The sequence below is a fragment of the Streptomyces sp. NPDC049627 genome, from assembly GCF_044465645.1.
Taxonomy (GTDB): Bacteria; Actinomycetota; Actinomycetes; order Streptomycetales; family Streptomycetaceae; genus Streptomyces.
On the sequence record NZ_JBITLW010000008.1, the window covers coordinates 298,302 to 310,848 of the forward strand.

Sequence of the window (12,547 nt, forward strand, 5' to 3'; positions counted from 1 at the left end):
GTGGTGATTCCGATGCGTACGGGCAGTGAGCCTATGACAGCGCGCAGTGCGCTGCGTGCCCGTTTCTGGCTGTGCGTGTGGGGCGTGGCCTGGGCGATCTTCGGCACCGTCGCGTTCACGCTCGCGGGCCGCCCCGGCTGGGCGGTGGCCTGCGGGGTGTTGTGGCTGGTGATCACCGTCGACATGGCCATGGTCCTCAGGCACATCCGCCAGGGCCCGCACTACCAGCCGGGCCGCGACATACCGCCCTACCGCCCGCCCGAGAACCGCCCGTACCGGCCACCACCGCCGAACCGCCGCCCCTAGGGGGTGCCCGGCCGGTCCCCGCAGGCCGTGCCGCTCACGCGTCGAACCGTGCCGCCTTGAGGTACTCCGGGTTCGGGTCGAGTGCGGCCGCCAGCCTGAAGTGGCGCTTGGCCTGGTCGTGCCGCCCCTGACGCTGATAGGTCCGGGCGAGCGCGAAGTGCACGAAGGCGTTGTCCGGCTCGCGCTCCAGGACGATCGTGAACTCCAGCTCGGCTGGCCGCAGTTGGGCGGCGGCGAAGAAGGCACGCGCGCGCAGCAGCCGGGCCGCGGTGTTCTCGGGGTGCGCGGCGATGACCCCGTCGAGCAGCTTCACCGCACCCCGCGGGTCCCGCGCGGCGAGCAGCTGCTCGGCGGCGCGGAAGTCGATGACATGCGTCTCCGGAGTACGTCCGGTCGAACCGCTGGTCTCGGGCACGGCACAGTCCTTCCCTCGCTGCAGCGGTTCAACGCACGTACGACGTGCCGCTATTCCTGGGGCGACGGGGGCTGAGGGCTCCCCTGCGCCCCGTGGGCCCGGCGCACGAGCTCCTCCCACACGTCCTTCACGCGCCGCTGAAGCGCCTCCAGCGGTACGTCGTTGTCGATGACGATGTCCGCGATCTCCCGGCGCTCGTCCCGCGTCGCCTGCGCGGCCATCCGGGCGCGTGCGTCCTCCTCGGTCATGCCGCGCAGCCGGACGAGCCGGTCGAGCTGGGTCTCGGCACCGGCATCGACCACGACCACGACGTCGTACAGCGGCGCCAGGCCGTTCTCCGTGAGGAGCGGGACGTCGTGGACGACGACCGCGTCCTCGGCGGCGGCCTCTTCGAGCTCCCGGGAGCGGGCGCCGACGAGGGGGTGCACGATCGAGTTCAGTACGGCGAGCCGCTCGGGGTCGGCGAAGACGATCGAGCCCAGCTTGGGCCGGTCCAGGCTGCCGTCCTCGGCGAGCACGTCCTCCCCGAACGCCTCGACGACGGCGGCGAGACCGGGCGTACCGGGCGCGACGACCTCCCGCGCGATCCGGTCCGCGTCGATCAGTACGGCCCCGTGCTCCACCAGCAGCCGTGACACCTCGCTCTTGCCGGCACCGATGCCGCCGGTCAACCCCACCTTCAACATGACGGGAAGCTTAGGGCCTGCCGCTGACATCACCACCCGGCAGGCCTGGTCGGCCCTCAGTTGTCGCCTTCGCGCTCCGCGAGGAACCGCTCGAACTCGCGCCCGATCTCGTCCGCCGACGGGATGTCCACCGGCTCGGCCAGCATGTTGCCCCGGGTCTCGGCGCCGGCGACGGCGTCGTACTGGTGCTCCAGGCCCTCGACGAGGTTGGTGAGCTCCTCGTCGCCCTCACGGATCTGGCGATCGATCTCGTTCTGCGTGCGGTGGGCCTCGGTACGCAGGGAGTGCGCGACGCCGGGCAGGACCAGCCCGGTCGCCGCCGTGACGGCCTCCAGGACGGTCAGGGCCGCGTCGGGGTATGCGGAGCGGGCGATGTAGTGCGGCACGTGCGCGGCGACGCCCAGGACGTCGTGCCCGGCCTCCATCAGCCGGTACTCGATGAGGGCCTCGGCGCTGCCGGGCACCTGTGCCTCTTCGAAGGGGCTGCGGTGGCCCGGGACGAGTTCGGTGCGGTTGCCGTGCGGCGTGAGACCGACCGGACGGGTGTGCGGGACGCCCATGGGGATGCCGTGGAAGTTCACCGACAGCCGTACGCCGAGCCGCTCGACGATCTCCTTCACGGCGGCGGCGAAACGCTCCCACTCCACGTCCGGCTCGGGCCCGGACAGCAGCAGGAAGGGCGCCCCGGTGGCGTCCTGCACGAGCCGCACCTCGATGGCGGGATCCTCGTAACCGGCCCACCGGTCGCGCTTGAACGTCAGCAGCGGGCGTCGGGCCCGGTAGTCCACCAGCCGGTCGTGGTCGAAGCGGGCGACGACCTGGTGGGGCAGCGAGTCGAGGATCCCGTCGACGATCTGGTCGCCGGTCTCACCCGCGTCGATGTATCCGTCGAAGTGGTAGAGCATGACAAGACCGGCCGACTCCTGGGCGAGCGCCATGTCGACGACAGCCAGCCCCTTCGGCTCCCATGCGTACAAACCCTGCGGATCAAGCACTGTGACCGCCCCTCCTTGTGTCCGTAAGTGACAACGCCCTTACGGGCGTGGGCATTCCCGAAGAGAGGGGCTCATTGATCTTGCCGGGACGGACAACCCCCTAAGGGGCGCGGGGAACTGCGCGACAAGCCCCCACGGGCCCGCAGCCGACGTACGACCTGCTTCCCCGGGCAACACTGAGGGGCCGCACCTCGAAAGGTACGGCCCCTCAGTTACCGGCTATGCCTCAGCGGCCAGCGTTCAGCTCTGGCCCCCGGCCAGCTTCTCGCGAAGCGCGGCAAGCGCCTCGTCCGACGCCAGCGCACCGGAGGTGTCCGCACCCTCGGAGGAGTACGAACCGCCACCCGCGGCCGGAGCCGCACCCGCGGCGTCGCCGCCCTCGGCGGCAGCGGCAGCGTCGGCCTCGCGGCTCTTGATGACCTGCTGCTGGTGCTGCTCGAAGCGGGCCTGCGCCTCGGCGTACTGGCGCTCCCACTCCTCGCGCTGCTTCTCGTAGCCCGGCAGCCAGTCGTTGGTCTCCGGGTCGAAGCCCTCGGGGTAGATGTAGTTGCCCTGGTCGTCGTAGGACGCGGCCATGCCGTACAGGGTCGGGTCGAACTCGACCGAGGCCGGGTCGGCACCGAAGGACTCGTTGGCCTGCTTCAGCGAGAGGCTGATGCGACGACGCTCGAGGTCGATGTCGATGACCTTGACGAAGATCTCGTCGTTGACCTGGACGACCTGCTCCGGGATCTCCACGTGGCGCTCGGCCAGCTCGGAGATGTGCACCAGACCCTCGATGCCCTCGTCCACGCGGACGAACGCACCGAACGGAACCAGCTTCGTGACCTTGCCGGGCACGACCTGGCCGATCTGGTGGGTGCGGGCGAACTGCTGCCACGGGTCTTCCTGGGTCGCCTTCAGCGACAGGGAGACGCGCTCGCGGTCCATGTCGACGTCGAGGACCTCGACCGTGACCTCCTGGCCGACCTCGACGACCTCGGAGGGGTGGTCGATGTGCTTCCAGGACAGCTCGGAGACGTGGACCAGACCGTCGACGCCACCCAGGTCCACGAAGGCACCGAAGTTGACGATCGAGGAGACCACACCGGAGCGGACCTGACCCTTCTGCAGGGTCGTGAGGAACGTCTGGCGGACCTCGGACTGGGTCTGCTCCAGCCAGGCGCGGCGGGACAGGACCACGTTGTTGCGGTTCTTGTCCAGCTCGATGATCTTGGCCTCGAGCTCCTTGCCCACGTAGGGCTGGAGGTCGCGGACGCGGCGCATCTCGACCAGGGAGGCCGGGAGGAAGCCACGGAGGCCGATGTCGAGGATGAGACCACCCTTGACGACCTCGATGACGGTACCGGTGACGATCCCGTCCTCTTCCTTGATCTTCTCGATGGTGCCCCAGGCACGCTCGTACTGGGCGCGCTTCTTCGAGAGGATCAGGCGGCCTTCCTTGTCCTCCTTCTGGAGAACAAGGGCTTCGATCTCGTCACCGACGGCGACGACCTCGTTGGGGTCGACGTCGTGCTTGATCGAGAGCTCACGGCTCGGGATAACGCCTTCGGTCTTGTAACCGATGTCGAGCAGGACCTCGTCCCGGTCGACCTTCACGATGACGCCGTCGACGATGTCGCCGTCGTTGAAGTACTTGATCGTCTCGTCGATCGCGGCGAGGAAGGCTTCCTCGTTACCGATGTCGTTGACCGCTACCTGCGGGGTGGTGGCGGTGGTCTCGGTGCTGCTCGTCATGTGGGAAAGGGCTCCGGTACGGACATTGAAGTCGTAGGCACTGCTTACGCCGGGAGCCCGTTTCGCTCTGCAGAAGCCGGACAGCCAAGGAAGCGCCCCATGAAAATCCTGGTGGCGCCTCGACAACCGAGGGGACATACAACAGATGCGAGCGCAGCCTGCTACGTCTGAGGTGCGCAGGCCCGCAGCGCAACTTGTAGCATACGGGGGCAGCCGGACATGGTCAATGCGCGAAGCCGCCCACGCGGGGCGGATCGCCACATACCCGGCACAAGTCCTGTCTTCCGAGGCCACGCAGACGCCATGACGTCCCCTTCGTGGCACCACCGGGAAGAGCTGGACGGAAGAGTACGACGAGGGAGCCGATCATCCAAGAGCCCGAAGCGTTCGAACCCGAAGCCACCCGACGTGACGCCGGTGTCGTGGAGAGTTCCCGGGCCAACCGGGGCTGGTGGGACCGCAACGCGGACGAGTACCAGGTCGAGCACGGCACGTTCCTGGGCGACGACCGCTTCGTGTGGGGTCCCGAGGGCCTGGACGAGGTGGAGGCCGAGCTGCTCGGCCCGCCGGAGGACCTCAAGGGCAGACACGTGCTGGAGATCGGCGCCGGCGCCGCCCAGTGCTCGCGCTGGCTGGCCGACCAGGGTGCCCACCCGGTCGCCCTGGACATCTCGCACCGCCAGCTCCAGCACGCCCTGCGCATCGGCGGATCGTTCCCTCTGGTCTGCGCGGACGCCGGCGCCCTCCCCTTCGCCGACGCCTCCTTCGACCTGGCCTGCTCGGCGTACGGGGCGCTGCCGTTCGTCGCCGACCCGGTACTGGTGCTGCGGGAGGTGCGGCGGGTGCTGCGGCCGGGCGGGCGGTTCGTCTTCTCGGTGACCCATCCGATCCGCTGGGCGTTCCCGGACGAGCCTGGCCCGGAGGGGCTGAGCGTCTCCGCCTCGTACTTCGACCGCACGCCGTACGTCGAGCAGGACGACGAGGGCCGCGCGGTCTACGTGGAGCACCACAGGACCATCGGCGACCGGGTGCGCGACGTCGTGGCGGCGGGACTCCGGCTGGTGGACCTGGTCGAACCGGAGTGGCCTGCCTGGAACACCTCCGAGTGGGGTGGCTGGTCGCCGCTGCGCGGGAACCTGATCCCGGGGACGGCGATCTTCGTGTGCGTACGAGACTGAGAGCGTGATCCGTTACGACGCCCTGGACGCGCTGCCCGTACGCGGTGCCCTGCCCGGCTTGAACGACGCCCTGGACGGCCACGGCACCGCCGTCCTCGTCGCGCCACCTGGCACCGGCAAGACGACGCTGGTGCCGCTGGAGCTGGCCGGGCTGCTCGGGAACGGGCCCGCGCGTCGGGTGGTCGTCGCCGAGCCGCGCCGTATTGCCGCCCGCGCCGCCGCGCGGCGGATGGCGTGGCTGCTGGGCGAGCAGGCCGGCGAGAGCGTCGGCTACACCGTGCGCGGAGAGCGGGTCGTCGGGCGCCGCGCGCGCGTGGAGGTCGTCACGACCGGTGTGCTGCTGCAGCGGTTGCAGCGCGACCAGGAGCTGGCGGGCGTCGACGTGGTGGTGCTCGACGAGTGCCACGAGCGGCATCTGGACGCGGACACGGTGGCCGCGTTCCTGTGGGACGTACGTCAGACGCTGCGGCCGGAGCTGCGGTTGGTGGCCGCGTCCGCGACGACCGATGCCGAGGGCTGGGCCCGGCTGCTGGGCGATGCGCCGGTGGTCGAGGCGGCGGGCGTGTCGCACCCCGTGGAGGTCGTGTGGGCACCGCCGACGCGACCTGTACGGCCGCCGCACGGCATGCGGGTCGATCCGGCGCTGCTGACGCACGTGGCGTCGGTGGTGCGGCGGGCGCTGACAGAGCGGGCGGGGGACGTGCTGTGTTTCCTGCCCGGCGTGGGGGAGATCGCGCGGGTGGCCGGGCAGCTGGGGGGTCTGGCGGGCTTCGGTGAGGTCGAGGTGCTCCAGGTGCACGGGCGGGCGCCGGCCGCCGTGCAGGACGCGGTGCTGGCCGGTGGTGAGCGGCGTCGGGTGGTGCTCGCGACGGCCGTCGCCGAGTCGTCGCTGACCGTTCCCGGCGTGCGGGTCGTCGTCGACTCGGGGCTGGCGCGGGAGCCTCGCGTGGACCACGCGCGCGGGCTGAGCGCCCTGACGACCGTGCGGGCCTCGCAGGCGGCGGGGCGGCAGCGGGCGGGGCGGGCCGGGCGGGAGGCGCCGGGTGCGGTGTACCGGTGCTGGGCGGAGGCCGAGGACGTGCGGCTGCCACGCTTCCCGGCGCCGGAGATCAAGGTGGCCGATCTGACGGCGTTCGCGTTGCAGGTGGCCTGCTGGGGCGATCCGGAGGCCGCCGGGCTCGCGTTGCTGGACCCGCCGCCGGGCGGGGCGATGGCGGCGGCGAGGAGCGTGCTGTCGGCCATCGGGGCGGTGGACTCCGACGGGCGGGCCACGGGGCGGGGCACCGCGCTGGCCCGGCTGGGGTTGCATCCCCGGTTGGGGCGGGCGCTGCTGGACACCTCGGGTGAGGGCGGCGAGGTGGTCGCGCTGCTGAGCGAGGAGGCCCCCCGGGAGTACGGGGACGACCTGGCCGGAGCTCTGCGGGCGGCCCGGCGGGGCGGCGACGCCTACGCGGGGCGATGGCGTGCGGAGGTGCGTCGGTTGCGTGCGGTGGGCGAGAGCACACCGCACGCCGTGGACGACCGCACGGCGGGCCTCGTCGCCGCCCTCGCCTTCCCCGAGCGCGTCGCCAGGGCCGACGGCGGTTCCTACCTGATGGCCTCCGGCACCCGCGCCGAACTCCGTGACGGCAGTCCCTTGCGAGGTGCCCCGTGGATCGCCGTTGCCGTCGCGGACCGGCCCGTCGGCAAGGGGCACGCGCGCGTGCAGCTCGCCGCCGTGGTGGACGAGGACATGGCGCGGTCGGCGGCGGCCTCGCTGTACTCCGAGAGCCAGGAGGTGCACTGGGCCGAAGGGGACGTCGTCGCCCGGCGGGTCGAGCGGCTCGGGGCGATCGAGCTGGCGGCGCGGCCCCTGACGGACGCCGACCCCCTTCTCGTACGCGACGCCCTCCTCGAAGGCCTGCGGCAGGAAGGGCTCGGCCTGTTGCGCTGGTCCCCCGACGCCGCCGTCCTGCGGCAGCGGCTCGCCTTCCTGCGCCTCCATCTCGGCGAGCCCTGGCCCGACGTCTCCGACGAAGCGCTCCACGCGCGCGTGGACGAGTGGCTGGAGCCCGAACTGAGCCGGGCCCGGCGGCGGGCGGACCTCGCGCGGATCGATGCCGGGGAGGCGCTCGCCCGGCTGCTCCCATGGGCCTCGGGAGAGGCCGGGCGGCTGGACGAGCTCGCCCCGGAGCGGATCGCCGTACCGAGCGGGTCCAGGATCCGGATCGACTACGGCAACCCCGAACAGCCGGTCCTCGCCGTGAAGTTGCAGGAGATGTTCGGGCTGCACGCGTCGCCGTCGGTCGCGGGGGTGCCGCTCCTCGTCCATCTGCTCTCCCCGGCCGGGCGCCCCGCCGCCGTCACCGCCGACCTCGCCTCCTTCTGGAAGGACGGCTACAAGGGCGTACGGGCGGAGTTGCGCGGCCGTTATCCCAGGCATCCGTGGCCCGAGGACCCCGCCACCGCCGAACCGACCCGGCACACCAACGCCCGGCTCAGGCGGTGACCGGTTCCGGTTCGGTGTCCTGGGCGGGGCTCGGGTCTCCGGGGCGGCGGCCGCGTGCCTCCAGGTAGAGGGACAGCGACAGGAGCAGCAGCCCCAGCGCCAGGAAGCCCCACGGCAGATACGACGTCATCAGCAGGACCAGGGTGCGGTTGGACTTGACCAGGTCGACGGTGTAGTCGATGTAGTCCTCGCGCATCTTCACGTGGCCGGCGAAAGCCGTCACCCTGTCGCGGTCGCCGAGGAGGGTGCCGCCGCGCAGTTCCTCCTTGTGGATCTCCTCGCCGTAGACGGGTGCGCCGGTGAGGGGTTCGACCCAGAACTTGCGGACGGTCGTGTACCAGCGGGTGGTGCCCGTCCTGGCCACCGACTCCGGGGTGATGCCCTTGACCGGCATCGTCCTGGGGAACTGCACCTTGGTCCAGGGGATGGTCTGCTCGAAGTAGTAGACCTCGACGCCTCGGAAGTCCTGGGTGCCCTTGTAGTGGATCGGCGCGCTGGTGCGGGTCTGGGCGTCGAAGTACTCGTAGTCCCGTTTCTCGGTGAGGAACGGCCACTTGAACTCGATGCCCTCCCGCTTCACCGGGTCGCCGTCGACCGTCTCGCCGGTGGCGTGGACGGGTTCCTGGCTGTGGGCGTCGAAGATGTAGCGCTCGGGGATCCTGGAGACCATCTTGCCGTCGGGGCCGACGACGTACGACAGGCCGTCCCAGACCACCACGTCCTTGCCCGCCGTCTTCTCGATCTTCTCCGAGGCTTCGACGTTGCCCTTCAGTGTCTGCACGATGGTCACCTTGGGGACCTTGCGGGCCTTCATCGTGCCGTAGTCGAGAAGAGTCGCGTCCTTGGCCTCCAGGACCATGTCCTGGTACTGGTTCGCCGGGATCTTGGCCAGGCGCGGGAAGGCGTACCAGCGCAGCAGCGGGGACAGGGCCGCGAAGAACACGGCGAGGGCGAGCAGGATCAGACTGGCCTTGCGGCGCATCTCGGCCTCCCTCCCGGACGGGCGGACGCGGTCACGGGTGTGCGGGCACCGTCGTCAGCAGCGGCTTGGGGGACGTCTCGCCCGCCGGGCTGCCGAGTGCGGTGAGGGTGAACACCAGGGCGAGCGCGACGGCGAGACCGGTCGCGGCGGCGATGAGGGCGCGCATACGGTCCTCCCGGAACCCCGGAGCTGATACATCGTCAGGTCCGGCACGGTAGCAACGGGAAGGCGAGATGAGAACACGTTGCACGGACAACAGACGCAGGGCGCCCTGTCCGCCGTGGCGGAAGGGCGCCCTGCGTGGGGTCGTGCGGTGCCTACGGGGTCGGGCTCGGTGATGCCGACCCGGACGTCGACTCCGAGGGGGTCGGGCTGGGTGACGTCTCGACCGCCGCCACCTTCAGCTCCACGGTCAGCGTCGCGCCGCCCGCGGTGTTGATGCGGAGCAGGAACGTGCCGGTGGTGTCGTCGGCGTACAGCTTCGGCAGCTTGAGCAGGCCGTCGGCGTCCGTCGTCAGGCCGGTCAGGGTACGTACGGCCTTGCCGTCGGCGTCCTTGAAGTAGGGGCCCTTGTCGTTCTCGGCCGGGTCGTCCGCCGACTTGATGAGGGTGGCGGTGGCCGCGACCTTGTCCGCGACGGCGCCCTTGTAGGTCGCCTTGACCTCGACCTGGTCGGCGAACTCGCCGCCCGGGGTGCAGGTCAGCGGGGTGTCACTGGTGCGGGTCAGGGTGTCGGCGGCGCGCTCGGTGACCGTGGCCGTGTAGTCGAGACCGGTGACCGTACGGCCGACGACGGTGGCGCGGACGACGAACTCGCCCGTGTTCTCGCCCGCCTTGAGCGCGGGCGCCACTGCCTCGCCGGCGTTGTCGGTCAGGGCGGTGGCGTACTTCTCGCCGGTGCTGAAAACGGCGTCGGTGGCGCCGATGATCGTGAAGCGGATGCGGACCTTGGCGACGCCCTTGCCGGCCTTGGTCTCGGCGCGGGCACTGATCTTCTCGGTGAAGGTGTCGCCCGCCATCGCGGTGAGCTTCGCCGTGCCCGCGTCCTCCAGGTGGTGCACCGTGTCGGTGGGGGTGGGAGGCGTGGTGCTCGGCGGGGTCGTGGCCGGCGGTGTCGGCTTGGGGCTCGCGGAACCGCCGCCGTTGCCGCCGGGCTTGGCGGGGGTGCTGGGCGTCGCCGGCGTCCTGGGCGGCGTGGGCGACGGCGTGGGACTGGCCCCGGCGTTGTCGTCGCTGCGGCCGGACGGGAGGCTGCCGGTGCCGTCGGGGATCTCGTGGGTGCCCTTGCGGTAGTACTCCAGCCACGACAGGACGAGGTTGAGGTAGTCCTGGGAGTTGTTGTAGCTGAGGATCGCGCGGTCGAGGTCGCCCTGGGTGGACAGGTCCCAGCCGTAGCGGCACAGGTAGTGGGCGGCGGCGAGCGCGGCGTCGTAGACGTTGTTGGGGTTCTTCTCGCCGTCGCCGTTGCCGTCGCGGCCGGCCCACGCCCAGGTGGACGGGATGAACTGCATGGGGCCGACGGCACGGTCGTACGAGCTGTCCCCGTCGTAGGCGCCGCCGTCGGTGTCGCTGATGCTCGCGAAGCCGTTGCCGTTGAGCTGCGGGCCGAGGATCGGGGAGAGGGTGTTGCCGTTCGCGTCGACGCGGCCCCCGCGGGCCTGGCCGGACTCGACCTTGCCGATGGCGGCGAGGAGCTGCCAGGGCAGGTTGCAGCCGGGCTTGGCCTCCCGCAGCGCGGCCTCGGCCTTCTTGTAGGCGTCGAGCACGGTCGCGGGGATGCCCGCCTCGCCCTCGCCCGGGTTGACGGGGGTGCCGGCCGTGGGCGAGGGGTTGGGGCTGTTGAGCGGTGGCAGGTCCGTGTAGTACGGCGAGTTGCCGGTGGCGCTGTCTTCGGCGGTCGTGTCCGGTGAGGGCTGCGTTCCGGTGGTGACTCTTCTGCCGGCGTCGTCGGTCGTCACTCCCGGAGCCTGGGACGCGGCCAGTGCCGCGACCACGACCGCGGCCACCGTGGTGTTCACCGCCCCTTTGCGCAGCCTGCCGAATTGCGCCGCCATAGAGCGAACCCCTCCCGTGGACGCCCGAGCGCCCGTCTCTGTCTGCCGGGCCCGGCATGATGAGCCCGCCCCTGTTGTGACGATCGACTCGCCGCGACAGTTGCCCCCGCGGCGCATTTTCATGCGCTGTTCGCCTGCTCGACCGCGCGCCGCGGCGCGGCGACCCAGGCGACCCTACGACAACTTCCTTTGCACCGGCACCCGTTGGTGCCCGATTTTTACCAGTTGACCGTATGCGATCCTGGTCGGCGGCCGGGACCACCGGTCCGTCAACACCTCGCGCAAGGAGCCCCGTTGCCGTTCACGCTGAGCCATGCCGCGGCCGTACTGCCCGCCGTACGCACCGACGGAACCGGCCGAGGCGCTCTGGTACCGGCCGTCCTGGTGGCGGGTTCCTTCTCTCCCGACATGACCTATTACGCGGCGAGTGTCCTGCCCGGAGCGATGGAGTTCGGCGACGTCACGCACTCGTTCGCGGGCGTGTTCACCATCGACGTGGTGGTCGCCTGGGCACTGGTGGGCCTGTGGCTGCTGCTGCGTGAACCCCTGGTGGCGCTCATGCCGCTGCGGCGCCGGGCGCGGGTGGCCTCACTGGTGCGCTGCGGCGCCCCACGCGCGCGTGTACGGCCGTCGCTCGCGCTGCGGTGGTACGTCTCGGCCGCGCTCGGCGCGCTGACACATGTCGTGTGGGACGCGTTCACGCATCTCGACCGCTGGGGGATGCGGGTGTTTCCCGTGCTGGGCGAGGAGATCGCCGGGTCGCCGCTGTACTGGTATCTGCAGTACGGCGGTTCGGCGGTGGCGGCGGTCGTCATCGCCGCGTTCGTGGTGGTGGCCCTACGACGGGCCCCCGCGTCCGCGCCCGTCGGGGTTCCGGTGCTTTCGGTACGGGACCGGTGGTGGGCTTTCGCGGTGATCGGCGGGAGCGCCGGGGTGGCCGCGGTGCAGCGGGCCTCGCGGTGGTGGGCGTACTGGGGGTCGACCGCCAAGTACTGGGAGCTCATTCCGACGCTGTGCTTCGGGGCGGGCGCGGGGCTCGTGCTGGGGCTGTTGCTGTACGCCGTGGGGGTCAGGGTGTGGCGTCCGGTCCCGGGCGCGGATGTGGATGCGGGCGGGGACGGGGCCGCCCGGGAGCCGAGCCGTCCTGCGGCTCGGTAAGGGGGCCGGCGGTCGCGACGAACACCGTGACGGTGCGGACGGGGCGGGACCGCGGGAGCAGGGTGCGAGCGAGCGCCAGATAGCTGCGGGTGAGCTCGGCCCAGCCTTGTGGCCGGCGGGCGAGGCGGCGGTGGAGGGTGGTCGCCGTGTGCCGCAGGGTGCGCATCAGGTCGGCGGGGATGCGGGCGGTGCCGGCGCCTTCGGCGAAGGGCGGGACCGAGGGCGGCGCTGTGGAGAGGGCGGCTTCGGTGCTCACGTTCGCCTGTGCCGGGGCCGTCCCGGGGTGGAGCGTGCGTATACCCATGCCCGCCATCCTTACGGGCATCGGGCGTCGGGGGCGCTTTTGCGGGGGCCACGCGAGTGACGTTCCCTCCGGGGGCGCAGCCGGATCCCTGAGTGTCTGCCGGGTTGCTGTGGTTTTGGGGCTGACTGTGGTCTGTGGCTGGTCGCGCAGTTCCCCGCGCCCCTTTAGGACGTTGCAGTCCCGGCCGCTCAAAGCCCGAGCAGGCTGCCGGGCCGGTTGGGGAACCGGCCCGGCGTCGAGACGT

Annotated in this window: 12 protein-coding genes; 4 read left to right on the forward strand and 8 right to left on the reverse strand. The window is 71.4% G+C overall.

Going from position 1 to position 12,547, the window contains the following annotated elements; all coding sequences use genetic code 11:
* The first annotated feature begins 12 nt into the window (after window positions 1-12).
* Window positions 13-306, forward strand: coding sequence for a DUF6343 family protein (locus tag ACIBU0_RS23450; RefSeq protein WP_398821366.1), 294 nt, complete (start codon window positions 13-15; stop codon window positions 304-306).
* A 34-nt stretch (window positions 307-340) separates the two neighbouring features.
* Here ACIBU0_RS23450 and ACIBU0_RS23455 read toward each other — a convergent pair whose 3' ends face one another.
* The 4 genes from ACIBU0_RS23455 to rpsA form a co-directional block, all read right to left on the reverse strand.
* Window positions 341-721: a tetratricopeptide repeat protein gene (locus ACIBU0_RS23455; RefSeq protein WP_398821368.1), complete on the reverse strand. Its 381-nt coding sequence runs from the start codon at window positions 719-721 to the stop codon at window positions 341-343.
* Between the two features lie 50 nt (window positions 722-771).
* Complete coding sequence (gene coaE / locus ACIBU0_RS23460) at window positions 772-1,407, reverse strand: dephospho-CoA kinase (RefSeq protein WP_398821370.1); 636 nt, start codon at window positions 1,405-1,407, stop codon at window positions 772-774.
* 56 nt (window positions 1,408-1,463) lie between these two features.
* Window positions 1,464-2,402 carry a PAC2 family protein gene (locus tag ACIBU0_RS23465; protein WP_398821372.1) on the reverse strand — a complete coding sequence of 313 codons (939 nt, stop codon included), beginning with the start codon at window positions 2,400-2,402 and terminating at the stop codon, window positions 1,464-1,466.
* A gap of 240 nt (window positions 2,403-2,642) precedes the next feature.
* On the reverse strand, window positions 2,643-4,139 hold the full coding sequence (rpsA, locus tag ACIBU0_RS23470) for a 30S ribosomal protein S1 (protein WP_398821374.1): 1,497 nt from the start codon (window positions 4,137-4,139) through the stop codon (window positions 2,643-2,645).
* 317 nt (window positions 4,140-4,456) lie between these two features.
* On the opposite strand from rpsA, the gene ACIBU0_RS23475 reads away from it, so the two are divergent.
* Window positions 4,457-5,317, forward strand: coding sequence for a class I SAM-dependent methyltransferase (locus ACIBU0_RS23475; protein WP_398821376.1), 861 nt, complete (start codon window positions 4,457-4,459; stop codon window positions 5,315-5,317).
* Window positions 5,318-5,321: 4 nt separating this feature from the next.
* Window positions 5,322-7,805 carry an ATP-dependent helicase HrpB gene (hrpB, locus tag ACIBU0_RS23480; protein WP_398821378.1) on the forward strand — a complete coding sequence of 828 codons (2,484 nt, stop codon included), beginning with the start codon at window positions 5,322-5,324 and terminating at the stop codon, window positions 7,803-7,805.
* Here the strand turns inward: hrpB and ACIBU0_RS23485 are convergent.
* The 3 genes from ACIBU0_RS23485 to ACIBU0_RS23495 form a co-directional block, all read right to left on the reverse strand.
* A complete protein-coding gene (locus ACIBU0_RS23485; protein WP_398821380.1) occupies window positions 7,795-8,787 on the reverse strand; it encodes a DUF3068 domain-containing protein in 993 nt (330 codons plus the stop codon). The two genes, hrpB and ACIBU0_RS23485, sit on opposite strands and share 11 nt — an antisense overlap.
* A 31-nt stretch (window positions 8,788-8,818) precedes the next feature.
* Window positions 8,819-8,953: an SPW_0924 family protein gene (locus ACIBU0_RS23490; RefSeq protein WP_186285679.1), complete on the reverse strand. Its 135-nt coding sequence runs from the start codon at window positions 8,951-8,953 to the stop codon at window positions 8,819-8,821.
* 151 nt (window positions 8,954-9,104) lie between these two features.
* The gene (locus ACIBU0_RS23495) at window positions 9,105-10,841 is read right to left on the reverse strand and encodes a lytic transglycosylase domain-containing protein (protein WP_398821382.1); all 1,737 of its coding nucleotides are present in this window, start codon (window positions 10,839-10,841) and stop codon (window positions 9,105-9,107) included.
* A gap of 294 nt (window positions 10,842-11,135) precedes the next feature.
* Here ACIBU0_RS23495 and ACIBU0_RS23500 point away from each other — a divergent pair, with 294 nt between their 5' ends.
* On the forward strand, window positions 11,136-11,999 hold the full coding sequence (locus ACIBU0_RS23500) for a DUF4184 family protein (RefSeq protein WP_398821384.1): 864 nt from the start codon (window positions 11,136-11,138) through the stop codon (window positions 11,997-11,999).
* Here the strand turns inward: ACIBU0_RS23500 and ACIBU0_RS23505 are convergent.
* Window positions 11,911-12,303: a hypothetical protein gene (locus ACIBU0_RS23505; protein ID WP_398821386.1), complete on the reverse strand. Its 393-nt coding sequence runs from the start codon at window positions 12,301-12,303 to the stop codon at window positions 11,911-11,913. The two genes, ACIBU0_RS23500 and ACIBU0_RS23505, sit on opposite strands and share 89 nt — an antisense overlap.
* Window positions 12,304-12,547 lie beyond the last annotated feature (244 nt).

What these genes read in the sequence shown, in the direction of transcription:
- ACIBU0_RS23485 (WP_398821380.1), bottom strand. Translation starts at nt 8,787, where the DNA reads ATGCGCCGCAAGGCCAGTCTGATCCTGCTCGCCCTCGCCGTGTTCTTC.
- ACIBU0_RS23450 (WP_398821366.1), top strand. Translation starts at nt 13, where the DNA reads ATGCGTACGGGCAGTGAGCCTATGACAGCGCGCAGTGCGCTGCGTGCC.
- ACIBU0_RS23490 (WP_186285679.1), bottom strand. Translation starts at nt 8,953, where the DNA reads ATGCGCGCCCTCATCGCCGCCGCGACCGGTCTCGCCGTCGCGCTCGCC.
- ACIBU0_RS23495 (WP_398821382.1), bottom strand. Translation starts at nt 10,841, where the DNA reads ATGGCGGCGCAATTCGGCAGGCTGCGCAAAGGGGCGGTGAACACCACG.
- coaE (WP_398821370.1), bottom strand. Translation starts at nt 1,407, where the DNA reads ATGTTGAAGGTGGGGTTGACCGGCGGCATCGGTGCCGGCAAGAGCGAG.
- rpsA (WP_398821374.1), bottom strand. Translation starts at nt 4,139, where the DNA reads ATGACGAGCAGCACCGAGACCACCGCCACCACCCCGCAGGTAGCGGTC.
- ACIBU0_RS23505 (WP_398821386.1), bottom strand. Translation starts at nt 12,303, where the DNA reads ATGGGTATACGCACGCTCCACCCCGGGACGGCCCCGGCACAGGCGAAC.